The sequence below is a fragment of the Azorhizobium doebereinerae UFLA1-100 genome (genome assembly GCF_000473085.1).
Taxonomy (GTDB): Bacteria; Pseudomonadota; Alphaproteobacteria; order Rhizobiales; family Xanthobacteraceae; genus Azorhizobium; species Azorhizobium doebereinerae.
Window position 1 is genome coordinate 42033 of sequence record NZ_AXBA01000033.1, and the last position, 24102, is coordinate 66134.

Annotated in this window: 20 protein-coding genes and 3 pseudogenes; 13 read left to right on the forward strand and 10 right to left on the reverse strand. The window is 70.0% G+C overall.

Annotation, left to right across the window (positions count from 1 at the left end):
* Window positions 1–117: 117 nt before the first annotated feature.
* From ftsY to dapF, 3 genes are read right to left on the reverse strand one after another with little or no spacing between them, the layout of a single operon-like run.
* Window positions 118–1059: a signal recognition particle-docking protein FtsY gene (ftsY, locus tag YU1_RS0120685; protein ID WP_029005707.1), complete on the reverse strand. Its 942-nt coding sequence runs from the start codon at window positions 1057–1059 to the stop codon at window positions 118–120.
* A complete protein-coding gene (gene mtaB, locus YU1_RS0120690) occupies window positions 1056–2387 on the reverse strand; it encodes a tRNA (N(6)-L-threonylcarbamoyladenosine(37)-C(2))-methylthiotransferase MtaB (RefSeq protein ID WP_035716145.1) in 1332 nt (443 codons plus the stop codon). Before mtaB ends, ftsY begins: the two co-directional genes overlap by 4 nt.
* A 3-nt stretch (window positions 2388–2390) precedes the next feature.
* Complete coding sequence (gene dapF / locus YU1_RS0120695; protein ID WP_029005709.1) at window positions 2391–3263, reverse strand: diaminopimelate epimerase; 873 nt, start codon at window positions 3261–3263, stop codon at window positions 2391–2393.
* Between the two features lie 199 nt (window positions 3264–3462).
* Between dapF and YU1_RS32155 the strand changes: the two genes are divergently transcribed.
* From YU1_RS32155 to YU1_RS0120715, 4 genes are all read left to right on the forward strand, one after another.
* Window positions 3463–4284, forward strand: coding sequence for a GyrI-like domain-containing protein (locus YU1_RS32155; RefSeq protein ID WP_051357092.1), 822 nt, complete (start codon window positions 3463–3465; stop codon window positions 4282–4284).
* 227 nt (window positions 4285–4511) lie between these two features.
* On the forward strand, window positions 4512–5042 hold the full coding sequence (gene thpR / locus YU1_RS0120705) for an RNA 2',3'-cyclic phosphodiesterase (protein ID WP_029005710.1): 531 nt from the start codon (window positions 4512–4514) through the stop codon (window positions 5040–5042).
* A 193-nt stretch (window positions 5043–5235) separates the two neighbouring features.
* The gene (locus YU1_RS0120710; RefSeq protein WP_029005711.1) at window positions 5236–6468 is read left to right on the forward strand and encodes an MFS transporter; all 1233 of its coding nucleotides are present in this window, start codon (window positions 5236–5238) and stop codon (window positions 6466–6468) included.
* An 86-nt stretch (window positions 6469–6554) separates the two neighbouring features.
* The gene (locus YU1_RS0120715) at window positions 6555–8648 is read left to right on the forward strand and encodes a methyl-accepting chemotaxis protein (protein WP_029005712.1); all 2094 of its coding nucleotides are present in this window, start codon (window positions 6555–6557) and stop codon (window positions 8646–8648) included.
* 114 nt (window positions 8649–8762) lie between these two features.
* On the opposite strand, the gene YU1_RS0120720 is transcribed toward YU1_RS0120715, so the two are convergent.
* Both YU1_RS0120720 and arsH read right to left on the reverse strand, forming a co-directional pair.
* Window positions 8763–10940: a putative bifunctional diguanylate cyclase/phosphodiesterase gene (locus tag YU1_RS0120720; RefSeq protein WP_029005713.1), complete on the reverse strand. Its 2178-nt coding sequence runs from the start codon at window positions 10938–10940 to the stop codon at window positions 8763–8765.
* Window positions 10941–11060: 120 nt separating this feature from the next.
* Window positions 11061–11759, reverse strand: a complete 699-nt coding sequence (gene arsH / locus YU1_RS30470; RefSeq protein ID WP_051357094.1) for an arsenical resistance protein ArsH — start codon at window positions 11757–11759, stop codon at window positions 11061–11063.
* Window positions 11760–11810: 51 nt separating this feature from the next.
* Between arsH and YU1_RS0120730 the strand changes: the two genes are divergently transcribed.
* The 5 genes and pseudogenes from YU1_RS0120730 to arsB all read left to right on the forward strand — a co-directional run bounded on the left by YU1_RS0120730 (window position 11811) and on the right by arsB (window position 14266).
* Window positions 11811–12170, forward strand: coding sequence for an ArsR/SmtB family transcription factor (locus tag YU1_RS0120730; RefSeq protein ID WP_029005714.1), 360 nt, complete (start codon window positions 11811–11813; stop codon window positions 12168–12170).
* A gap of 13 nt (window positions 12171–12183) precedes the next feature.
* Window positions 12184–12366 (forward strand): annotated as a pseudogene (locus tag YU1_RS0120735) (arsenate reductase ArsC); the annotation flags it as partial.
* Window positions 12367–12369: 3 nt separating this feature from the next.
* Window positions 12370–12753, forward strand: a pseudogene (gene arsC / locus YU1_RS34925) (arsenate reductase (glutaredoxin)); the annotation flags it as partial.
* Window positions 12754–12801: 48 nt separating this feature from the next.
* Window positions 12802–13197 (forward strand): annotated as a pseudogene (gene arsN2 / locus YU1_RS34930) (arsenic resistance N-acetyltransferase ArsN2); the annotation flags it as partial.
* Between the two features lie 7 nt (window positions 13198–13204).
* The gene (arsB, locus tag YU1_RS0120745; RefSeq protein WP_029005716.1) at window positions 13205–14266 is read left to right on the forward strand and encodes an ACR3 family arsenite efflux transporter; all 1062 of its coding nucleotides are present in this window, start codon (window positions 13205–13207) and stop codon (window positions 14264–14266) included.
* A 62-nt stretch (window positions 14267–14328) separates the two neighbouring features.
* On the opposite strand, the gene YU1_RS0120750 is transcribed toward arsB, so the two are convergent.
* On the reverse strand, window positions 14329–15810 hold the full coding sequence (locus YU1_RS0120750) for a methyl-accepting chemotaxis protein (protein ID WP_035716151.1): 1482 nt from the start codon (window positions 15808–15810) through the stop codon (window positions 14329–14331).
* A gap of 503 nt (window positions 15811–16313) precedes the next feature.
* Between YU1_RS0120750 and YU1_RS0120755 the strand changes: the two genes are divergently transcribed.
* On the forward strand, window positions 16314–17270 hold the full coding sequence (locus YU1_RS0120755) for a helix-turn-helix transcriptional regulator (protein WP_029005718.1): 957 nt from the start codon (window positions 16314–16316) through the stop codon (window positions 17268–17270).
* 57 nt (window positions 17271–17327) lie between these two features.
* Here the strand turns inward: YU1_RS0120755 and YU1_RS0120760 are convergent, their stop codons facing one another.
* From YU1_RS0120760 to YU1_RS0120775, 4 genes are all read right to left on the reverse strand, one after another.
* Complete coding sequence (locus tag YU1_RS0120760) at window positions 17328–18281, reverse strand: CgeB family protein (protein ID WP_029005719.1); 954 nt, start codon at window positions 18279–18281, stop codon at window positions 17328–17330.
* A 12-nt stretch (window positions 18282–18293) separates the two neighbouring features.
* Entirely contained in the window at window positions 18294–19082 is a 789-nt protein-coding gene (locus tag YU1_RS0120765) for a class I SAM-dependent methyltransferase (RefSeq protein ID WP_051357096.1), read from the reverse strand.
* 113 nt (window positions 19083–19195) lie between these two features.
* Complete coding sequence (locus YU1_RS0120770; RefSeq protein WP_029005721.1) at window positions 19196–21340, reverse strand: glycosyltransferase; 2145 nt, start codon at window positions 21338–21340, stop codon at window positions 19196–19198.
* Window positions 21341–21732: 392 nt separating this feature from the next.
* A complete protein-coding gene (locus YU1_RS0120775) occupies window positions 21733–22218 on the reverse strand; it encodes a helix-turn-helix domain-containing protein (RefSeq protein ID WP_029005722.1) in 486 nt (161 codons plus the stop codon).
* Between the two features lie 246 nt (window positions 22219–22464).
* Between YU1_RS0120775 and YU1_RS32855 the strand changes: the two genes are divergently transcribed.
* From YU1_RS32855 to YU1_RS34935, 3 genes are all read left to right on the forward strand, one after another.
* Window positions 22465–22761 (forward strand): helix-turn-helix domain-containing protein, encoded by a 297-nt coding sequence (locus tag YU1_RS32855; protein ID WP_084540010.1) that lies wholly within the window; start codon window positions 22465–22467, stop codon window positions 22759–22761.
* Window positions 22762–22967: 206 nt separating this feature from the next.
* Entirely contained in the window at window positions 22968–23426 is a 459-nt protein-coding gene (locus YU1_RS0120785; protein ID WP_029005723.1) for a hypothetical protein, read from the forward strand.
* A partial coding sequence (locus tag YU1_RS34935; protein ID WP_425339171.1) for a DNA-binding protein occupies window positions 23423–24102 on the forward strand: 680 nt, incomplete at its 3' end. The genes YU1_RS0120785 and YU1_RS34935, both read left to right, overlap by 4 nt.

The following is a 24102-nucleotide window of genomic DNA, read 5'->3' on the forward strand; positions in this document are numbered from 1 at the left end:
GCGCGGCCCTTGGCTTGAAGCTGCCGCGCCCGCGTGGCGGCTCCTGGGCCTGAAATGGCCGCGCCCGGGCAAGGCTCCCGGGCTCGCGCTGGCGCGCCGCCCCCGCGCCCGCCGGGCTCAGGCGAGGCCGGCGATGGCGCGGGCGAAATCGCGCGCCGAGAAGGGCTGGAGGTCCTCCGCCGCCTCGCCCACGCCGATCAGATGCACCGGCAGCCCGTGCTTCTCGGCGATGGCCACCAGGATGCCGCCGCGCGCCGTGCCGTCCAGCTTGGTCATGACGAGGCCGGTGACGCCGGCCATGCGGGTGAACACCTCCACCTGGGTCAGCGCGTTCTGGCCCACGGTGGCGTCCAGCACGAGCAGCACCGCGTGCGGGGCGGTGGGCTCCAGTTTCTTGATGACGCGCACCACCTTTTCCAGCTCGGCCATCAGCTCGGCGCGGTTCTGCAGCCGGCCGGCGGTGTCGATCATCAGCACGTCGGAGCCGTTGACGCGGGCTTCCGTGATGGCGTCATGGGCGACGCCGGCGGCGTCCGCCCCCTGCTCGCGCGCCACCACATGGGCGCCGGTGCGCGCGCCCCACACCTTGAGCTGCTCGATGGCGGCGGCGCGGAAGGTGTCGCCGGCGGCCAAGGTCAGCTTCAGCCCTTCCGCCTTCCATTGCGCGGCGAGCTTGCCGATGGTGGTGGTCTTGCCCGAGCCGTTCACCCCCACCATCAGCACCACGTAAGGCTTGTGGGCGGTGTCGATGACCAGGGGCCTGGCCACGGGGGTGAGGATCTGCTCCACCTCGGCGGCGATCAGGCCCTTCACCTCGTCGGGCTCGATCATCTTGTCGTGCCGGCCACGCCCCACCGCCTCGACGATGCGGGCGGACGTCGCCGTGCCGAGGTCGGCGCGGATCAGCACGTCCTCCAGCTCCTCCAGGGTCGCCGCGTCCAGCTTGCGCTTGGTGACGAGGTCGGTGATGCCCTGGGTGAGCGAGGTGGCGGTGCGCGCCAGGCCTGAAGTCAGGCGGCGCCAGAAGCCGGTTTTTTCGGGAGGATTCGTCTCGCTCATGCGGCCACCAGACGCGCGCCGTCATGCCCGGCGATGCGCAGATCGATGACGGCGCCCGGCTGCGCCGGCCGGCGCAGGCGCACCGGCGTGAAATGGGGGGTGCGGCCGATGCCGCCGCGCTCGACCAGCACCGGGCGCCACACGCCCACCTGCGAGGACAGATGCCGGCGCAGCGCCGCCGCGCCCGCCTCCCGCAGCTTCTGGGCGCGCGCCGATACCAGCGCGCCGGCCACCGACGGCATGCGCGCGGCGGGCGTGCCGGGGCGCGGGGAGAAGGGGAAGACGTGCAGGAAGGACAGGCCGCAGGCGTCCACGATGGAGAGCGAATTGCGGAACATGGCCTCGGTCTCGGTGGGAAAGCCGGCGATCAGGTCCGCGCCCAGCACCAGATCGGGCCGCAGGCGCCGCATCTCGTCCACCAGCGCGATCGCCTGCGCCCGCGTGTGGCGGCGCTTCATGCGCTTCAGCACCATGTCATCGCCCGATTGCAGCGAGAGATGCAGGTGCGGCATCAGCCGCTCCTCCTCCGCCAGCGCCCGCAGCAGGTCCGCGTCCACCTCGACGCTGTCGATGGAGGACAGGCGCAGCCGCTTCAGCTCGGGCACCTGCTTCAGGATGGCGCGCACCAGGCGCCCCAGCGTCGGCGTGCCGGGCAGGTCGGCGCCGTAGGAGGTCAGGTCCACGCCGGTGAGCACCACCTCGGTCTGGCCGGCCTCAACCAGGGCGCGGATGTGGTCCACCACGGCGCCCATGGGAACCGAACGCGAGGCGCCGCGTCCATAGGGGATGATGCAGAAGGTGCAGCGATGATCGCAGCCGTTCTGGACCTGCACGAAGGCGCGGGTGCGCCCGTCCAGCCCGTCCACCAGATGCAGCGCCGTCTCGCGCACGGCGAAGATGTCGTCCACCACCACCTTGGCCTCGGCGGCGAGGCCGAAATCGAACGGGCGGGACTCAAGCGCTGCGCGGGCCTCCAGCGCTGCGCGGGCTTGCACCCAGGTCTCCGGCGCGCCCTTGGCGCCGTTGCCCACCACCCGGTCCACTTCCGGCATGGCGGCGAAGGTGCCCGGCTCGGTCTGCGCGGCGCAGCCGGTGACCACCACGTTGAGGCCGGGGTCGGCGCGCTTCAGCCGGCGGATGCTCTGGCGCGCCTGCCGCACCGCCTCGGCGGTGACGGCGCAGGAATTGACGATCACCGTGCGGACGAGCCCGGCCTGCGCCGCCGCGCGGCGGATCTGCTCGGTTTCCAGCGTGTTGAGCCGGCAGCCGAAGGTCAGGACCTCCACCCCCGCCGCGTCCCCTCGCCCCCTCGCCCCCGCATCGGCCATGGCTCAGGCGGCCCCGGCCAGCATCTCGGCGGTGAGGGTGCCGGAGAATTCGTGCGCCACCGGCCCGGTCATGAGCACGTGGTCGTCGCTCTCGCGCCAGGCGATGGTGAGGTCGCCGCCCGGCAGCGTCACGCGCACGGTGCGCCCCGTGCGGCCGGTGCGGGCGGCGGCCACCGCGGTGGCGCAGGCGGCGGTCCCGCAGGCGCGGGTGCGGCCGGCGCCGCGCTCCCATACATGCAGCAGGATATGGTCCATGCCCCCGGCCTCAGAGGGCAGAATCTGGGCGAAGGAGATGTTGGCCCGCTCGGGAAACAGCGGATGGTGCTCCAGCGTGGCGCCGAGCTGCTCCACGTCCACCGCGCCGGCGTCGGGCACGAAGAAGATGGCGTGGGGATTGCCCATGCTCACCATGCTGGCGGGGCCGAGCGCGGCGAAGCCCTCGATCGGCACGGAGCGGGTGTCGGCGACCGGCCGGGCCAGCGGGATGTCCCCCCAGCCCAGGCGCGGCGCGCCCATGTCCACGGTCACGGTGCCGTCCGGCTCGACCACGCAGTCCAGCAGGCCGGCGGCGCTCTCGAACAGCATGTGGCTGCGGCCGGTGCGCTCGGCCTCAAGCGCGGCGATGCAGCGCGTGCCGTTGCCGCAGGCGCCCGATTCGGTGCCGTCGGAATTGAGGATGCGCACGAAGCCGGCGCTGCCGTCGCGGCGCGGCGGATAGAGCACCATCGCCTGGTCGAACGGCAGCACGCCGGGGCGCGCCAGGGCGCGCGCGGCGGCGGCCGGCACCTCCTCGGGGTCGGCACGCAGGTCGAGAACGAGGATCTCGTTGCCGAGACCGTTCATCTTCACGAAGGGGCGATGGGCGAGCATGGTCAGATCTGGCAAAGCGGGAGCAGTCGGCCCTTATATGGCGGGAGGGGCCGGCCGCGCCACCCCCGGCGATGCACGATTGCCGTTCGGGAAGCGTCAGGGTGCCCGCAAACGCTGACGCAAACTCCCACGCAAACTCCCTCTTGGGCGGCGCGCGGGACGTGGTAGAGCAGACGAAACGGCCGGTCGGCGGACAAGGAGAGGCATGATGGGCGCAGGCAAGGCGATGCGGTCTCACACGCGGAACGCGGGGCTGGTGCGCATGGCCGGCACGGCCGCGTGCCTGCTCGCTTTGCTGGCGCCCGCGGGCGCCCAGACCCCGCCCCCTCCGGGCGGCGCACAGACCCCGTCAGGCGCACAGGCTCAGCCGGCGCCCGACCTGCCGCCCCCGCCGCCGGCGGCGACCACGCCCGCGCCGGCGGAAATCCCCCCTCCGCCCAAGCCGCAAACCAACGGCACCGGCGGCGCGGCGCCCATGCCCGGCATGCCCGGCGCCGCCACGGCCCCGGTCGCGCCGCTGCCGCCGACCGCCACCCCGGCGCCGGACGGCCACGGCCAGACGGTGTTCGGCGGCGAGGGCGCCGTGCTGTCGCCGGTGCCGGTGCTGACGCGGGCCGGGACCTCCAGCTGGGACGAGGGCTATGATTCCATCGTCGCCGCGCTGAAGGTGATCGCCGCCGAGATGACCCGGCTCGGCCTCACCCAGGCCGGCGAGGTGATGGTGGTCTATACCCAGAGCGACGACGCCGGCTTCGAGTTCGAGGCCCAGATCCCGTTCTCCGGCGCCACCACCGCCCGGCCGCAGAACAACGTCAAGCTCGGCGCCTCGTTCAACGGCAAGGCCCTGCGCTTCCAGCACAAGGGCTCGTTCGCCGACATGGACGACACCTATGAGCAGATCGCCAACTTCCTCGACGCCCGCAACATCACCGCGCTCGACAATCTCTATATCGAGCAGTACCGCACCGATCCGCGCACCACGCCGCCGGACCAGCTGCTGGTGGACATTCTCGTGCCGGTGCGGTGACGACGCGCTTCCCAGCGGCACGCGAATCTCATTCACTGAGGCGCGCGGGCTTCCGCCCGGCGGACGGCATCACCTTGTTGCCATCCCTGCCGGGGCCGGCCGTTCCGCGTGCGTGAGGGAGATGGGCGCCGCGTCGCGGCATCGCTGGGCGGTGCTGCCGGGGCGGGCCCGGCTCCGGTGCGCCGGCCCGCGCGGGCCGGCACGGGTGTTGCGGTGCGGGGGTTCCGATGCCTCGGCTGTTCACGGCCATTGAGATTCCCGAGGACGTGGGGTCCACCCTCTCCCTGCTGCGCGGCGGCATTTCTGGCGCCCGCTGGATCGACCCCGAATTCTACCATGTGACGCTGCGCTTCGTCGGCGACGTGGACGACGCGCTGGCCCGCGACATCGCCTTGATGCTCGGCCAGGTGCGGCGGCGGGCGTTCGACATGGTGCTGGACGGGCTCGACCAGTTCGGCGGCCACAAGCCGCGCGCGGTGTTCGCCACGGTGAAGGCCAATCCGGCGCTGCTGGAGCTCCAGGCCGAGCAGGAGCGCATCATGCAGCGCCTCGGCCTTGCCCCCGAGCGCAGCTTCCGCCCGCATGTGACGCTGGCCCGGCTGCGCGACGCCTCCACCCGGCAGGTGGCAGACTACCTGGCCATGCGCGGCCTCTACCGCTCCATGCCGTTCCACGTGCCGCGCTTCGTGCTCTATTCCTCGCGCGATTCCGTCGGCGGCGGGCCCTATGTGGTGGAAGCGGAGTACCCCCTGGGCTGAGGGCGCGGGCGCCATCGCCGCCCCGTGATGCCGCTTTCCCTTGCGGAGCGGCTTTTCCGGCCGGCCTTTAGCCGCTAGAGCACAAGGCACCGGGCGATCGCACCGCGCGGCCGCCCCCGCCGTTCCCCCCGACCCGCACATCAGAGCCCGGCTTCGCGCGCCCCATCGCGCCGCCGTGTTCGAGAGAGGCCCCGTGACCGCCCTCGCCGAGATCGACCGCCTGTCGCGCCACCCGGCCTTCGTCGGCTTCTGGATCTCGCGCGTCCTCACCTCGCTGGGGTTCCAGGTGGCCTCGGTGGCGGTGGGCTGGATGGTCTATGAGAAGACCGGCGACGCCTATGACCTCGGCCTCGTCGGGCTGTTCCAGTTCCTGCCCATGGTGCTGCTCACCTTCGTCGTCGGCACGGTGGCCGACCGGGTGGACCGGCGGCGCATCGTCATCGTCTGCCAGAGCGTGGAGGGGCTGGCGCTCGCCGCTTTGGCCATCGGCGCGGCCACCGACAGCCTGAGCGTGGCCGGCATCTTCGCCGCCGTCGCCGTGCTCGGCGGCGCACGGGCGTTCGAGCACCCGACCCTCACGGCGCTGCTGCCGGGCCTGGTGCCCGAGCACCTGCTGCACAAGGCGATCGCCCTCTCCTCCTCCGCCATGCAGACGGCGACCATCCTCGGCCCCTCGCTGGGCGGGCTGCTCTATGTGATGGGCGCGCGGGTGCCGCTGGCGCTGTCCGCCGTCTTCTTCCTCGCCGCCGCCTGCGCCATGGCCTTGGTGCGGCTGGAGCGCCCCGCCCCCCGGCGCGAGCCGGTGACGCTGGCCTCGGTGTTCTCCGGCGTCGGCTTCGTGTGGACGCGGCCGCTGATCCTCGGCGCCATCTCGCTGGACCTGTTCGCGGTGCTGCTGGGCGGCGCCACCGCGCTGCTGCCGATCTTCGCCGCCGACGTGCTGCACACCGGCCCGTGGGGGCTCGGCCTGCTGCGCTCGGCCCCGGCGGTGGGCGCCATCCTGATGGCGGTGGCGCTGGCGCGCCTGCCGCTGCAAAGCCGGGTGGGGCTGAAGATGTTCGCCGCCGTCATCACCTTCGGCATCGCCACGGTGATCTTCTCCGCCTCCACCGATCTGTTCGTCTCGCTCGCCGCTCTGGTGGTGATGGGGGCGGCGGACAATGTCAGCGTGGTGATCCGCCAGTCGCTGGTGCAGTTGAACACGCCCGACGAGATGCGCGGGCGGGTGGCGGCGGTGAACTCGCTGTTCATCGGCACCTCCAACCAGCTCGGCGAGTTCGAGAGCGGCATGACGGCGGGCCTGATGGGCGCGGTCACCGCCGGCATCGTCGGCGGCATCGGCACGGTCCTGGTGGCGCTCGCCTGGATGCGGCTGTTCCCGGCCCTGCGGCAGGCCAACACGCTGTCCGGGCAAAAACGGGGTTAGTATTCGCGCTGCCTGAACGTCAAGGTAGCAAGCGCCAAGCAAGATTGCGGTATTTTGATAACGCCTCTCTTAAAGAGGCCGTGTCCATGCGCATCTCGATCAAGACAACACTGGTTTCGTTGTTCTGCGTCATCAGCCTGATTGTCGCGGCGCTGTGCGCTGTGGCGCTGAACGGCGCCTACCAGCTTTACGTGACTGCCCAGGAGGTCACGGCACTCGGCAAGATCGACCGCTACCTGTTCGAGGGCCTCGCGCATTTCCGCTTCGAGCGGGGCGAGAGCGCCACGGCGCTGTCCATGACCAACGACCTGAACCAGCGCAGCGTGGCCAATGTGGGCACCCGCCGCGCCAAGGTCACCCCGGCGGTCGAGAGCGCCATCGCCGCGCTGCGCACCAACACCAACCCGAAGCTGGTCGCCGCCACGCGCGAACTGGAATCGCAGTTCAACACGGTGAAGGACATCCGCCGCCAGGTGGACACCCAGCTTCAGGTCGCGCTCGACAAGCGCGACAAGGCGGTGCCCCAGGCGATGCTGGCCGAAGGCGGCAAGGTGCTCGCCTCGCTGGAGAAGCTCTCCACCCTGGTGGAGGCCGACATCCGCGCCCTCGACCCCTCGCTGTCGCAGCTGATCCAGGCCCGCGCCATGGGCTGGGCGGCGCGCAACTATGCCGGCGCCAGCGCGCTGCTGTTCAACGCCGCCGTGGCCGACAACCGGCCGCTCACGCCGGACGAGGCGAAGGCCCTCGCCGTCAATGACGGCAAGGCCGAATTCGCCTGGAACACCGTGCGCGAGATCGGCACGGCGGCGAACGCGCCCCAGGCCCTCCAGCAGGCCGTGCGCAAGGCGGAAGACGCCTATTTCGGCGGGCCGTTCAAGCTGCTGCGCGAGGGCATCGCCGCCAAGGTCACCTCGGGACAGCCCAGCGGCCGCACCATGGCCGAATGGCGCGAGCCGGTGGAGATCGCGCTCAACGAGCTGGCCGCCGTCGTCGGCGTGGCGCTCGAAAGCCTCGACACGGTGGCGGAACAGTCCGAGGCCGCCGCCCGCCAGCGAGCCATCGTCTATGGCATCGTGCTGGTGGTCTCGCTCGGCCTTGCCGGCTTCGGCCTCCTGGTGGTGGTCCGCCGGGTGACGCAGCCCATGTCCCGGCTGACCGCCGTGATGCAGGACGTGGCCGGCGGCGATCTCACCGTGGAGGTGCCCGGCACCGATCGCCAGGACGAGATCGGCTCCATGGCCAAGACGCTGCTGGTGTTCAAGGACAACCTCGCCCGCACCGCGCAGATGGAGCAGGAGGCGGAAGAGGCCCGCCGTGCCGGCGAGGCGCAGCGCCGCGAGGCCATGCGCGACCTCGCCGACCAGTTCGAGGCGGCGGTCGGCAGCATCATCGGCGGCGTCTCCACCGCCTCCGGCGCCCTGCACCAGACCGCGCAGCAGATGTCCGCCGCCGCCGAGAAGACCTCGGCCCAGTCCACCGCCGTGGCCGCCGCCGCCGAGCAGGCCTCCACCAACGTGGTGATGGTCGCCTCCTCGGCCGAGGAGCTGGGCGCCTCGGTGGAGGAAATCTCCCGCCAGGTGTCGCAATCCTCGCAGATGTCGGCCACCGCCGTGGCGGAAGCCTCCAAGACCGGCGAGGTGATGCGCGAACTGGCCCAGGCCGCCTCCCGCATCGGCGACGTGGTGAACCTGATCAATACCATCGCCTCGCAGACCAACCTGCTGGCGCTCAACGCCACCATCGAGGCGGCGCGCGCCGGGGACGCCGGCAAGGGCTTCGCCGTGGTCGCCTCCGAAGTGAAGGAGTTGGCCACGCAGACCGGCAAGGCCACCGAGGAGATCGCCTCGCAGATCAGCGCCATCCAGTCCACCACCCAGGACGCGGTGCGGGTGATCGAAGGCGTCAGCCAGCAGATCCGCCAGATGAGCGATGTCGCCACCGGCATCTCCGCCGCCGTGGAGGAGCAGGGCATCGCCACCCGCGAGATCGTGCGCAACGTGGACCAGGCGGCCACCGGCACCAATTCGGTGACCAGCCACATCACCGACGTGGCGCGCACGGCGCAGGAGACCGGCGCCGCCGCCGGCCAGGTGCTCGGCGCCTCCTCCGCCCTCACCGATCAGGCCAAGCGCCTGGAGGTGGAGATGCAGCGCTTCCTCGACACGGTGCGCGCCGCCTGAGCGGCGCGCCCTCCCCCACCTCCCCAACTGGCCGGGCCGCCCTGCGTGCCCGGCCGCTTTGTTTCCGGAGGCAGACACGCCGGCAGCGGCGCGTCGGGCGGGAGCCAGCGGCCCTCAGTGGTGGAGCGGCAGCGCCGAAGGGGAGCCCTGGACGTCGAACAGCGCCGGTGGCAGCGGCTTGCTGAACAGGTAGCCCTGGCCCTCCTCGCAGCCCATCTGCCGCAGCGCCCGGTACTGGGCCTCCGTCTCGATCCCCTCGGCGATGGCCCCCAGCCCGAACGAACGAGCCAGGTCGAGGATAGCGCGGACCACCGATGCGTCCTTGGGCGAATCGCTCGTGCCGGTGACGAAGGAGCGGTCGATCTTGATGCGGCTCAGCGGATAGCGCTTCAGCAGGCTCAGCGACGCATAGCCGGTGCCGAAATCGTCGAAGGCGATGCCGACGCCCAGCGCCCGCAGGCGCAGCAGCGGCTCCAGCACCGCATCGTCGTGGTCGAGGACGATGTTCTCGGTGATCTCCAGTTCCAGGGCCTCGGGCGGCAGCCCGTGGCGCTCCAGCGTCTCCGCCACGACGGCGGCGAGGTCGCCGGCGCGGAACTGCGCCTCGCAGAGATTGACGCCCATGCGGAAGCCGGGGCCGCAGGACCGGCGCCAGATGGCCGCCTGCCGGCAGGCCTCGTCGAGCACCCAGCGCCCCACCGTGGCGGCGAGGGGTCCGCCCTCCAGCGCCGGCAGGAAGGCGGCCGGCGGCAGCAGCCCGCGCTCGGGATGCTGCCAGCGGATGAGCGCCTCGGCGCCCGCCAGCGTCCCGTCGCCCAGCCGGATCTGCGGCTGGTAGTGGAGGCGCAGTTCGAGCCGCTCCACCGCGCGGTGCAGTTCCGCGCCGTAGAGCCGCCGCGCGGCCGCTTCCGTGCGCAGGCCCGGCACAAAGACGACCACGCATCCGCAGCCCCGCTGCTTGGCCTGGAACAAGGCGAGGTCGGCGTCGGCCACCAGGTTCTGGACCGCGGGCGGCTGGGCCCGGCCCACGGCGATGCCGCAGCTGGCGCCGACGCGCACCTCCTGGCCGTCGATGTCCATGGGCCGGGCGATCGCGGCGAGCATCCGGTCGGCGGCGCGGCGGACGGCCTCCGGCTCGGACGGATCGCGCTGGAGGATGGCGAACTCGTCGCCGCCGATCCGCGCCACGGAGGCGCCGGGACCGGCGGCGGCGGCTAGGCGGCGGCCCACCTCGCGCAGGATGCCGTCGCCGACCACATGGCCCAGCGTGTCGTTGATGTCCTTGAAGCCGTCGAGGTCGATCATCAGCACGGCGGCGGCGCGGCCCGCCGCCAGGGCCTCCTCCACCGCATGGTGGAACCGGCCGCGATTGGCGAGGCCGGTGAGGATGTCGAAGCTGGCGAGCCGGTCAAGCTCGCGCTCCTGGCGCCGGCGCTCGGTGAGGTCCTGGAAGATCACGCCGAACAGCACGCGCCCCTTATCCCGCCAACGGGACGCGGCCAGCTCGGCCGGAAACTGCGTGGCATTCTTGCGGCGGCAGACGAGTTGCTCCGCGCCGGACACCGGAGCCTCCGCCGCGACCATGCGCGCGACCGTGGCGCGATAGCGTTCGCTGTGGCCTTCGGGAAACAGCAGGTCCAGCGGCCGGCCGACCGCCTCGGCCGCCGAATAGCCGAACAGCAGGCAGGCGGCGTCGTTCCACGCCGTGATCCGCTGCCGGTCATCGAAACAGACGATGGGGGTGGGCGAATGGGCGGCGATGGCCTCGAACTGCGGCTGGCCGCTCTGGCGCGCCACCTCAAGGCGGCGCAGCTCCAGTTTCTCGGAGACGATCTGGGCCAGTTCCTCCAGGCTGCGCCTCTGTTCCTCGGAGAAGCCGGCGTGGGGCACGGTGTCGATGACGCACAGCGCGCCGAGGGCAAGGCCGGCGGGCGAGCGCAGCGTCGCGCCGGCATAGAAGCGCAGGTGGGCGTCCCCGGTCACCAGGGGGTTGTCGTGGAAGCGCTCGTCCATGGTGGCGTCGGGCACCACCATGGTCTCGCCCTGCGTGATGGCATGGGCGCAGAACGAGACGTCCCGGCGCATGTCCACCTCGCCGATGCCCTCGCTGGCGGCGAAGAAGACGCGGTCGTCGCCGATCATGTTCACGGCGGCGGCGGGCATGTTGCACATGCGCGCGGCGATTTTCACGATCGGGTCGAGGCTGTCCAGGGGCTGGCTGCCGTCGAGGCCGTAGTCGGCGAGGGCGCGCAGCCGTTCGGGCTCGTTGGCGATGGGTGGGGGGCATTTCATCGGCCGCCTTCTCCTTGCGTCTCCCTCAGTCGTTCTCGACCCGCCTGCTACTTTGACTATTCTGTTCCCGCCCGCACAACTAAATCACGTATCCCGGACGACAGAAAGACCCGCGCCGGGCTATGCGGAGGCGGCGCGCTCGCTGTAGCGGTCCACCAGATAGCCGGCCACCTCGCGCGTCATCAGCGTGAATTTGTACAATTCCTCGCACACGTCGACGACGCGGTCGTAGAGCGGGCCGGGCTTCATCCGGCCGGCCTCGTCGAATTCCTTGTAGGCCATGGGCACGGACGACTGGTTGGGAATGGTGAGCATGCGCATCCAGCGGCCGAGCATGCGCATGGAATTGACCGCGTTGAACGACTGCGAGCCGCCGGACACCTGGAGCACGGCCAGGGTGCGGCCCTGGGTCGGGCGGATCGCCCCCTCGGTCAGCGGCAGCCAGTCGATCTGGCTCTTCATCACCCCGGAGAGATTGCCGTGGCGCTCCGGGCTCACCCACACCTGCCCTTCCGACCACAAGGACAGCGCGCGCAGTTCCTGCACCTTGGGGTGCCCGGCCGGCGCGTCGTCGGGCAGCGGCAGTCCGGCGGGATCGTAGAAGCGCACCTCGCCGCCCATGGCCTCCAGCAGCCGCGCCGCTTCCTGCGCTAGGAAGCGGCTGTAGGAGCGCGGTCGCAGCGAGCCGTACAGCAGCAGGAAGCGCGGCGCATGGGCGAAGCGCACCGGCGGGACGAGGCGATCCGCATCGGGGCGGTCGAACCGGGCCGGGTCCACGTTCGGCAGGCCGTCGGAAAAGAGCGGCGCGGACTTGTGCATCGGACCTCCGTCATGCAATATTTCAATAACTTTTGAGATATTGGATCATTGATGGACGAGCAGCAAGCCATTTCCGCCTTCAGCGCCCTGGCGCAGGCGCACCGCCTGCGGATCGTCCGCGCCCTGGTCGAGGCCGGGCCGGACGGGCTGGCGGCCGGGGCGCTGGCCGCCGCGGGGGGCATCTCGTCCTCCAACCTGTCGTTCCATCTGAAAGAGCTGGAGCACGCCGGGCTGGTGCGCTCACGCCGGGCGTCGCGCTCCATCATCTACAGCGCGTGCCTGACCGCTTTGTCGGGCCTCGTCGCATTCCTGATGCAGGACTGCTGCCAGGGCCACCCTGAGGTATGCGCCCCGGCGGCGGCCGCCCTCGCCGCCTGCTGCACGTCCAAGGAGAGCAAGCTCGATGCCTGATCAGGTGCTCAACGTCGCAGGCCCGGACATCGCGAAGGAAGCCGCCTTCGTCGCCGCGCTCAAATATCTCAGGAACCGGATCTCGGTGTTCACCGCCCTGCCGATCGCCAGGCTCGACCGCCTGTCGCTCGGCACCAAGCTGCGCGAGATCGGCCGCGCCGAGGGCAGCACCACGCCCCGCCCGAGCGTGGCCTGAGCCATGGACATCGTCGTCTATCACAACCCCGACTGCGGCACCTCGCGCAACACCCTGGCGCTGATCCGCCATGCCGGCATCGAGCCGCACGTGATCGAATATCTGAAGACGCCGCCCGCCCGCGCGCTGCTGCAACAGCTCGCCGCGCGGGCCGGCTGGCCGCTGCGCGACCTGCTGCGGGAGAAGGGCACGCCGTTCAAGGACCTCGGCCTCGCCGACCCGGCGCTCAGCGACGACGCCCTGCTGGACGCGGTGGCGGCGCACCCCATCCTGCTCAACCGGCCGCTGGTGGTCTCCCCGCTCGGCGTGAAGCTCTGCCGCCCCTCCGAGATCGCCCTCGACCTGCTGCCGGTGGCGCCGCGCGCCGACCTCGACAAGGACGACGGCACGCCCTTCCTGCGCGACGAGCAGGTCGCCGCCGACGACCCACGCCTCGCCAAGGCGCTGCGCGAGGCGGGCCTGCCCACTGAGGACCTCTCCACCACGGCGGGGCGCTTCTTCAGCTTCCGCACGCTGGGCGGGACGCTGGTCGGCTATGGCGGGTTCGAGCCCGCCGGCGGCGAGGCGCTGCTGCGCTCGCTGCTGGTCAAGCCGGACCGGCGCGGCAGGGGCGCGGGGCGCAACATGGTGCTCCTGCTGCAACGGCGCGCCTTCGAGGCCGGCGCCCGCCGGCTGTGGCTGCTCACCGACACCGCCGCCGCCTATTTCGAAAAGCTCGGCTTCAAGCCCGCCGACCGGGCCGACGCGCCTCCGGCGATCACCGGATCGGCGCAGGCGCGGGCGCTGTGTCCCGCCTCCGCCGCCCTGCTCTCCCGCCGCATCGCGCTCTGAGGCCGCCATGTCGCTGTTCGAGCGCTATCTCACGCTGTGGGTCGCCCTGTGCATCGTCGCGGGGGTGGCGCTGGGCCATGTCATGCCGGGCGCGTTCCAGGCCATCGGCGCGCTGGAGATCGCCCAGGTCAACCTGCCGGTGGCGGTGCTGATCTGGCTCATGGTCATTCCCATGCTGCTGAAGATCGATTTCTCCGCCCTGGCTGAGGTCCGCCGCCACTGGCGGGGCATCGGCGTGACCCTGTTCGTCAACTGGGCGGTGAAGCCCTTCTCCATGGCCGCCCTCGGCTGGCTGTTCATCGGCTGGCTGTTCCGGCCGCTGCTGCCGGCGGACCAGATCAACAGCTACATCGCCGGCCTCATCATCCTGGCCGCCGCGCCCTGCACCGCCATGGTGTTCGTCTGGTCGAACCTGACCAAGGGCGAGCCGCACTTCACTTTGTCGCAGGTGGCGCTCAACGACGCCATCATGGTGGTCGCCTTCGCGCCCATCGTCGGCCTGCTGCTCGGGCTCTCGGCCATCACCGTGCCATGGGGCACGCTGGTGCTCTCCGTCGGCCTCTACATCGTGCTGCCCGTTCTGGTGGCGCAGGTGCTGCGCGCGCGCATCCTGCGGGCCAGGGGCACCTACGGGCTGGAGAGGCTGCTGGGCGTGCTCGGCCCGGTGTCACTGGTGGCGCTGCTGGCGACGCTGGTGCTGCTGTTCGGCTTCCAGGGCGGGCAGATCATCGCCCAGCCGCTGGTCATCGCCCTGCTGGCCGTGCCGATCCTGATCCAGGTCTATTTCAACTCGGCCCTGGCCTACCTGCTGAACCGGCTGGCCGGCGAGGCGCATTGCGTGGCCGGCCCCTCGGCCCTCATCGGCGCGTCCAACTTCTTCGAGCTGGCGGTGGCCGCCGCCATCAGCCTGTTCGGCTTCCACTCCGGCGCGGCGCTCGCCACCGTGGTGGGCGTGCTGATCGAGGTGCCGGTGATGCTGTCGGTGGTGTGGATCGTGAACCGCAGCAAGGGTTGGTACGAGCGCGGCGCCGGCGCGGCCGCCCCGGCGGCGGCGCGCGGCGAGCCCTGACCGCGCGGCAGCGGCGCTGGCGAGCCGGGCGCGGCTGAGCCGCGCGCCGGCGGGACGTCCGGTCAGGCGATCGCGGCGGAGGACTCGCGGACCTTGCGGGTCGCCGCTTCCACCTGGCCGGTGGAGGCGGCGATGGCGTTCATGTTGTGCTTCACCGTCTCCACGCCCTGGGCGGCCACGTGCATGTTGGAGGAGACCTCGCGGGTCACCGCCGCCTGCTGCTCCACCGCCGCGGCGATGACGGACGAGATGCTGTTCAGCTCCGAGATGGTGCCGGTGATCGAGCCCAGCGCCGTCACCGCCTCGCGCGTCGCCTGCTGGACGGCGTCGATCTGGGCGCCGATCTCGCTGGTGGCCTTGGAGGTCTGGCCGGCGAGGCTCTTGACCTCGGAGGCGACCACCGAGAAGCCCTTGCCGGCCTCGCCGGCGCGCGCCGCCTCGATGGTGGCGTTGAGCGCCAGGAGGTTGGTCTGGCCGGCGATGGCGTCGATCAGCTCCACCACGTGGCCGATCTTCTGGGCGGCGCCGGTCAGGCTCTCGACGATGTTGTTGGTGCGCGCGCCCTCGGTCATGGCGGTGTGGGCCAGTTCCGTGGAGGTGAGCATCTGCCGGCGGATCTCCTCCACCGAGGTGGCCAGCTCCTCGGCGCCGGCGGCCACCGACTGCACGTTGGAGGCGGTCTGCTCGGTCGCGGCGGAGGCCGAGGCGGCCTGGACGTTGGCCTCCGACAGCTCGGTGGAGATGCGTTCGAGGTCGGCGGCGATCTCCTTCTGGATCTGCGCGCGCTGCTGGCGGCGCATCATCGCCTGGGTGATGTCGGTGGCGAACTTGACCACCTTGAACGGCCGGCCGGCATCGTCGGTGATGGGCGTATAGGTGGCCTGGATCCAGACCTCCTTGCCGCCCTTGCCGATGCGCCGGTATTCCGCCTGCTGATACTCGCCGCGCTGCAGCGCCTCCCAGAACTGCCGGTATTCGGGGGAGGCCTTGTCCTCGGGCGTCACGAACATGGAATGGTGGCGGCCCTTGATCTCGTCGAGCCGGTAGCCGAGCGCGTTCAGGAAGTTGTCGTTGGCGTCCGTGACCATGCCGTCCATGGTGAAGTGGATCACCGCCTGCGACTTGGAGATGGCCGCCACCTGGCCGTTGCTGTCGGAACTGCGCAGCTTGCGCTCGGTGATGTCGGCGGCGAACTTGACCACCTTCACCACCCGCCCGGCCCCGTTCAGCACCGGATTGTAGGTGGCTTCGAGCCAGACTTCCCTGCCGTCCTTGCCGATGCGCTTGAACTCGCCGGCATGGAACTGGCCCGCCGCCAGCGAGCTCCAGAAGCTGCGGTAGTCCGCGCTCTCCGCATAGGACGGCTCGACGAAGATCCGGTGATGCTTGCCGCGAACCTCGCCGAGGCTGTAGCCGACGACCTGGAGGAACTTGTCGTTGGCCCGGATCACCTCGCCCCGCGGCGTGAATTCGATGACGGCGAAAGAACGGTCCAGCGCCTGGATGGTGCGGGAATCATCGGAAAATTTCGACAGATGGAACATGGCGGCAGCCTACTCAGGTTGTATCCCTGAATACGCGTTCATAATGAAATATACGAATATGTAAAGTTGAATATGCACCATATTGCAGTATATTTACGGATTATACGGAGAATAATACCTCAAAATACAAATAAATAAACGATAAATAATAAACATTATTTACACGTTATTTAAAAGAGTGCGCGGAATTCGTCTCGAAGACAGGACATCGCGGCGTATCATCGGTCAGGGTCCGCGCGCTGCGCCGGACCGCCGGGCGGCCGGTCAGTCGCCAGCGCGGACAGAGCCGTTTTAGATCGATCCAATTCTCGCGAGCGGACGCCTCCAGCTTCTAGCAGGATGGGCTTGCCTGGAGCTTGCCGGCGCCCGCCGTCCGGGCGCGCCCGACGGCTATTTGAATGGTCCGGGCGACATGCTTAAATGCGCCGGCTTCCGCTCCGACATCGCAAGGGCAGCCCGGCTCCGGCTCGCCGGGCCCCGGGCGGTTCGATCGAGGCATCTCGATGCTGCATTTCTCTACCGACGACCTGAGCCCGCAGCACCGCTTCGACCATTGGCGGGAGGTGCGCGGCAAGAGCCTGTTCGGCGTCACCATCGAGCTGCACCGCGCCCATCGCGACACCTTCCACGGCCGCTTCTCCGCCGTGGCCGTGGGGGGCGCTGTGTTCTCGCAGATGCATGCCTCCTCCTACCGGATCAGCCGCACCCCGGCGGACATCGCCCGCATGCCCGGCGACAGCCTCTGCATCGGCCTCCAGGCGCGCGGGCCGGGCTGGCTCGACATCCACCGCGGGCGCGGCCAGGCGATCCGTAACGGCGACCTGACCATCAGCCATTCCGACCAGCCCTTCACCGGCACGCCGGAGCGCGGCGACGGGTTCGACTATGCCATGCTGAAGATCCCCCTGGGCGGCGACATGCTGCTCGGCGCCCCCGCGCACGACCTGTTCGCCACCACCCTGCGGCGCGACGGGCCGCTCTCGCGGCCGTTCGCCGCGCTGTTCCGGGCCATCGCGGCGGGCCCGCGCGACGCGGCGGAGGCTCCGGCCGCCATCACCCACCTGGCGCGGCTGGCCATGCTGGAGCGCGGGCGCCTGCAACGGGGCATGCCGGAAATCCGCGCCGCGCTGCGGGCCGGCTATTTCCACGCCGCCCTTGAGATCCTGGCCCGCGACCTCGACCGGCCGGACCTGTCGCCGGGCGCGGTGGCACGCGAGCTGGGCATCTCGCCCCGCCATCTGCATGTGCTGTTCGAGCCCTCCGGCCGGTCGTTCTCACGCACCCTCGCCGGCCTGCGCGTGGCCAGGGCCGGCGACCTGCTGCGGCGCGAGCCGGCGCGGCGGGTGTCGGACATCGCCTTCGCCTGCGGCTTCGACAGCCTCGCCACCTTCTATCGCGCCTTCCAGGCCAGCTTCGGCATGACGCCGGCCGACCTGCGCGCCTCCGCCGCGCCGACCTGAGCGGCTACCGGATCGCGCGAGACGGCCCATGCCGGGCCGGGCGCGCGCATGGACGGCCTACGCGCCCGGCACCGCACCGCAGGCCGGCTCCGGCACCGCGGCCGCGCGGCCACGGCGATCCCGGCCGGCCGCGTGCTCCAGCACCGTCGCCAGCGGCGTAAGGGGGTCGAGGCCGCGCGTGCGCGCATAGGCCGCCTCCGCATGCGCCCGGCGCCGGTCCGCCGCATCGAGCCAGAAGCGGATCGCCTCCACGGGGTCCTCGTCTTCCGCCCAATAGGCGCACAGGCCGGCGATCTCCGGCTGGTCGAGCTGGGCCGGCTCGGACAGGACGAAGGCCTTCAGGTGGGCCATGGCCACCAGCCGCATGGGGCCGATATGGTGGAAGGGCTTCGCCCGCCCGAGGCTGAGCACGATGCGGGCGCGGTCGGCGCGGGCGTTGCGCAGGAACAGCGGGGTCACGTCGGCCGGCGTGTTCACGGCAAGCCGGCACGCCTCGCCAATGCGCGCCAGCAGCGGGCGGCGATGGCCGTCCACATTGCCGAAGAAAAAGACGTCGATGTCCTTGTCCCGGTCGGCCAGCCGGCAGCCGGTGTCGAGCGGCGGCGCGTAGCCGGGCGTGATCTGGCGGGAGAACACGCCGAGATCGGCCATCATGCGCACGCTGTCAGCGAAATAGGACAGGAAGAACCGGCAGCGGTCGAAGAACGCCCGCCCCTCCGCGCCGAACAGCCAGGCGGTCTCCGGCTTGTAGTTGACCATGCCCCGGTCGATGAACTCGACGTCGAAGACGGCATAGGCGTAGCCGGAGGCGGCCAGTTCCGCCACCTCGGCGCGGGAGAGATATTGCAGGCCGACCAGGATGTTGAGCGCGCGGGGCTCGAACCGGCGGCTGTCCATCGTCACCGTGTGGCCGAGCGCGGAGATCCAGTGAAAGAGGCTGACATAGATGTCCTCCTTCATGATCGTCCAGCCCGGGGTGCGATCGAAGACCGCGATATGAACACGCGACACGCCGGGGCGCTCCTAAGCGATATCGTGCACGAAATAGCAGGGGAAGCTGAGATACGGCACGCGCTTGAGGCGCAGGCCATTGAGGCCGAACACCTCGCGCAGCGCCACCGTCTCGCCGGGGAAGCCGGGATCGTTGATCTCGTCCAGCACCACCACGCTGCCGCGCACGAGATACGGCCGGATCATCTCCAGCACATCGCGGGTGGGCGCATAGAGGTCCATGTCGAGATAGGCGAGCGCGATCACCGTCTGCGGATGGCGCTCCAGATACTGCGGCAGCGTCGCGCGGACATCGCCCTTCACGATCTCGTACTTCTTCTTGTGCGGCAGCGGCTTGGACGCCTCCTGCGCGGACAGCACCCGCTCCAGGAAGGCCTCGTAGCCCTGGGTGGTGCGCACGTTGCCCGGCTGGGCATAGACCGAGGCGCCGTCCTGCGGCGCGATGTCCACGAAGCCGGAGAAGGTGTCGAAGCCGACGATCTTGCGGTGATAATGGGTCGGCTCGTACAGCGTGCGCAGGTTGCTGAAGATCGACAGGTTCTGCCCCCACCGGGTGCCGAACTCCATGACCACGCCCGGCGTGTCCAGGATCAGCCGGTAGATATGGTCCATGAACAGGATGCGGCCGAGCAGCAGGTGGTCGGCGAACAGCGCCAGATTGTCCATGCGCTCGTTGCGCGGGATCGGCGATGTCCGCATGGCGTCTTCCAGCTGCTGCCGGGCCGCCTGTTCCGCCGCATTGAACGCCCGCGTGAAGCCGAGGAGGTTCTCCTCCTCGGGCACCCCGTCCTGGTCCGCCATTCCGCCCCGCCTTTCCACTCTTCCAGCTCAAGATGATCCGCTCCCGCTCCGTTTGCATCCCTGCGGAACGGATGCAATGGCGGCGCGCTGCTTTTTCGCGCGCGCCGGCGCGGCTATCCGTCCGCGCGGTTGCGCATCCGGCAGACGAACAGCGTGTCCACGCACATGCTCTCGCGCACATCGAACAGCGCGCGGAACGCCGCCTCGCCCTCCGGCGTGTGGTCGTGCGCCGCCATGATGATCGTCCGCGCGCCGATGAAGGCGCGCAGCCCGGCGGCGGAACGCTCGATCTCGGCGGCGGTGTGGGCGCAGTCGTTGAAGATGAAGCCGTAGCCGAGATCCGGCGCGGTGGCGAAGTCACCGGCATGGATGGTGACGAAAGGCAGCAGCCCCAGAGCATCGAGATTGCGCGTGAGGGTGCCGATCACCCCGCCTTCCGCGCGCAGGACGGGCGCGATGTCCGCCTCGAACACGGCGGCCGCCACTTGGCCGATGGACTGCCCGCCGCATTGGGGCGAGAGATAATGCACCTCGTCCCCCACCCGCCGGAAGTCCTCCAGCAGGGGCTGGATTTCGGTGCTGACGAAGCGCTTGCCGCCGCCTGCGTCGCGCACGGCGTGGGCAAGGACCGAGGTGGAGCGGCCGACCCAGGCGCCCATCTCCAGGAACGGCCCGTCCAGCACCCGGGCGCAGCCGTAGAGCAGCCGCATCTCCCGCTCCGACAGCCAGCCGCCGACCGACGTCAGCGGGCCGGGCTCCAGCGCCCAGCCGTCCTGCTGCGCGCTGATGCGGCCGAGCAGGTCGCCCAGATGCGGCACGTCGCCGTCCTGCGCGGGCACCAGTTCGAGGGCGTAGACCGCCGCGCCGAGAATGCGCGTGTCCGGATAGTCCGGGACATTGTTGACGGGCGCATCGGCCGCCGGCACGCGGATCGACAGCAGGGTCAGCCCGGCCCAGGGCAGGACGCCCTCCGTGCCCGTCCGCAGCGGCACCTCCACCACGCAGCGCCCGTGCCGTGGCAGGGGCACCTCCACCTCCGCGCCGGCATTGATGGAAACCAAGGCGCGGGCCGGCGGCAGATGCTGGCTGCCGCTGAGCGTGACGGCCAGCGCCGCCGCATCGGGCGCGGTGAGGCGCAGCACCGCCAGCGTCTGGCGCTGGGTCCAGATGTGGATGTCCTCGGCAGCATGAAAGCCGGGCCAGCGGCTCAAGGCCTGTGCCAGCGGGGTCCGGCGCTCCACCGGCCACGGCCCCGCCGCCGGAAGCGTCACGATGGGCGGAATGTCCGGCAATGGCGCGTCATAGGGCGCGCCGTCGAAGGACGCGGCCACGCCGCCGGCTTGGTCGCAACGGTTGCGCACCCGCGCCCAGGTGTCGAAGTGCTGGAGAAACTGCTGCTCGCAGCGGGCGACCACGCCCCCGATCCGCGCCGCGTCCGCCGGCGCGCTCCGCTCCCGCAGCCAGATGGCGTCGCGGACCAGTTGCGCCCGCACCATCAGGTCCAGCGCGCCATAGTGCTCCTGGGCGCGAACGCCGGAACTCACCGCCCCGGCCCGCCGGTGGGAATTGTTCACGTGCTGGCGCCAGCCGACCAGCGGGCGAGCCAGGAGATGGTGGGTGCCGAGCAGGGTCGCGCGCAACGGCGCGACGATGTCGAAGCCATAGGGACACAGTTCGGCGTCCATGGGCGGAAACGCCTCGAAGACCGAGCGGTGATAGGCCAAGGTGGCGCCGAACCAGAGCTTGCCCCAATAGACCGGAACGGCGTCGTCCCAATCCACCACCCGGTCGCCATGGACCGGATCGAGGATGCCCATGGGCACGCCGCCCTCGGACAGGAGCAGCGCGTTGCTGCTGACCAGCCGGCAGCGCGGATCGCGGTCGAAGCAGGCGAGAATGGCTTCGAGCCGTCCGGGCAAGGTGATGTCGTCGCTGTCCGCCTGGATGATGACCGGCGCCGACGCATAGCGGGCGAAGGCATCCACCAGAGCGGAGCTGCGCGACCGGCCGTGGCGCAGCACCGTCGCCGCAATGTCGGGACGGGCGGCGAGACGGGCGGTCACCACGTCGATGCCGCCATCCGCCGACCCGTCGTCCACCACCAGCAGTTCGTAATCCGGCCGCCACTGGGCGAACAGGCTGTCCAGCTGCGCGCCGATCCAGCGGGCGTGGTTGTGGAGGGGAATGGCGATGGTGGCGCGCTTGCGGCCCGGCGCGGCCTGCCCCGCCTTCCTGTGACACGCAGGATCAGGTGTCATCTGAGGACGGTGGTGGGATTAGGCGGGATTGGCCGGGAATTGGCGGGAAAGCCTTGCGGTGAAACGCCTCCCGGCGGAAGCCTCCGATGACCGCTGATTGGCGGGCCGCGCAGGATCAAATGTCACCGGCGCGTTTTTTGGTGAGGCGCGCAAGATCAAATGTCACCCTCCCGCGCCGCGCCTCAGAAACATATCCCCACACTGATTGCGAGTGGCGCCGTGGTGGAGAGCCGGCAAACCCTTGAAGCTTGAGCGTTACCGCAACCGGAAGACGGTTGAGAAAAAGATTTGTTGCATTCCAACGGCTTAACGGCAGCCAGATACAAGCCAAGCTTCGGCGATCTCGGTTACAGCGTCGATGACAGCTGCGACGATGGCTCTTTTCACGATCATCAAGCCGAGCGTTTACCTGTGCCGGGCTCAGCGAGCGCTGATTGAAGCCGCTTTTTCAGGCGCTTAATCATGATGTGCATCTGCTCGGGATACTCTTCTGGTCCCTCGGCGGCAGTCGTGAGATCGGCAAAGATTTCGGCTGCGATCTGCCCCAAACGGCCATCCGGCAGGCTGATTCCAGCGTCTTTGTGAGCTGCGGCGACTGCAGAGACGAGGCGCCCGAACAGCTCGGGATCAACGCTAACGGGCTTCGACGGGCCACCGGCCAACTTCATCGAACCGCTGCCCGTCATCAGCCAAGTCGGGTCATACCCGAGCGCTACGAGCTTCTCCAGCGTGGCCCAGCTAGGGGTTCCCTGGCCCTCTTCGTAACCCTTCCAGGCATTCACTCCGATTCCCAACCGCTTAGACATCGCGGTCGCTGACCGCTCGCCGATATCTAACCTTATTTCGGTGAATCTTGCTCCGATGGAACGGTTAGGCATCCCCATTCTCCGGCAAGCGTTGCACGGGGCGGGGTCCTGAATGCCTTTGAGCCTCTTCGATAAATCCGCTTATTTTCAATGGCTTATGATCTGTCCACACCGCCGCGCGCGGACGCCTAAGCGTTTCACTGAAATCAAGTTTGCAAATCACTGAAATTGGTGACATCTTCCATCACGTTCGCGATCACGATTTGCGACCCGAAAAAAGCCGGCCCTGGCAGGGGTCCGGCTCATCCGGAGGATTTCATGCGCCAAAAGCGCTGGGACAAGCACGATATCAAAGCCGAGGTCACGCGGCGCCGTGGAACGCTTACCAGCGTTGCCACATCTGCTGGCCTTGAGCCCTCGGCATGCCGCGTGGCCTTGTGCCGGCGGAACCTCAAAGGCGAACAGGCCCTCGCTGCGTTTCTCGGCGTCGATCTCGCGGTGCTCTGGCCCGAGCGATATCCGGTCACGACGTCCAAGGCCAAATCTAGCGCGAGCAGTAGCGGGGCGACTAGCCAAATCGCGAGGCGTGACGCTGACATGGGAGCCGCGGCATGAGCCCGCGCCTATCCATCAGGAAGTCTCACGCTGACACCCCTGTCCATCCCTTGGCGATGGACAGCCAGAGGTTGGCACAGATCCGTCAGGCAAGCCTGCACCTCATGATGGGGGTCGCTGCCCTCTTGGTCGGGGCGCACCTGCTCGCCATCCTGCTACTGGTCTGGCTATGAGCGCGCGCCCCCTCCGGCAGGAAGGCGCCTGACATGGCGCGCGCACCGGATCGCATCACGCTGGACTTGTTCCGCGACTGGCAGCCGCCGCAAGTCGCGGTCGGCCCTAGCGACGAGGAAACGCGTGGCCCGCTGGATCTGGTCATCACGCGCCTCATTAGCACTGCCATCAGGAAATCGGAGCGCAGCCGAGAGGACATCGCGCAGCAGATGAGCGCCTATCTGGGACGCTCCGTCAGCAAGGACACGTTGGATGCCTGGGCGAGCCCGGCGAAGGCCAATAATCGCATCCCGCTCGACGCATTCGTGGCGCTCATCGAGGTGACGGCAGACCATGACCTCCTGGGATGGCTGCCAAGCCAGCACGGCTATGTCGTCGTGCCGGCCAAGTACGCCGACCTGATCGAACTGCACCTGCTGGAGGAGCGCGAGGCAGAGATTGCCCGGCGCAAAGCCATGGTCTCGGCTCGCTACCGCGGGGGCCGCTCATGAAGGAGTGGTTCAGCGGCCCCGAACTCGTGGCGCTTCAATTGACCGGCATTGCCCAATCGCGAGCGGGCGTATTTCGCCAAGCAAAGCGCGAAGGCTGGCCGTCTCGGCCCCGAAATGCGGTCGGCGGTGGCCGCGAATATCCCCTTTCGGCCCTGCCCACCGCCGCCCGCGCCGCTTATGTCGCCCGTCACCTTCGGGCCCTGGATGTGCCGGTGGAGGTGGCGAAGGCTGCCGCCAGCGAGCCCGAGGCCGAGCTGGCCAGCGCCTGCGCGCTGGACCAGCGGGACGGGCGCCTCGCCATCCTGGCGGCGGTGGATGATTTCGCTGCCGCCGCCGGCATCGGCCGCAAGCGGGCGGATGCCCTGTTCTGCGCCGCCTATGCGGCGGGGGCGGTNGAGGTGGCGCCNTGGGTGCGCGANGCGGTNAANTCNNTNACGCCGCGCACGCTCGCCCGCTGGCGGGCGGTGAAGGCGGCGGGCACCACCCATCGACTGGCCGTGGACAAGGGCGCCGCAAGGCGCGGCAAGGGCGTGCTGGAGATCGCCAATACGGGCGACGTGAAGGTGTTCTGCCTCGCGCTGCTCTCCCGCAACCCGCTGTTCACGGCGGACCATGTGCGCGACCTGGTGGGCGGGCAGTTCGGCCCCACGCTGGAAGTGCGCGGGCAGAGCGTGCC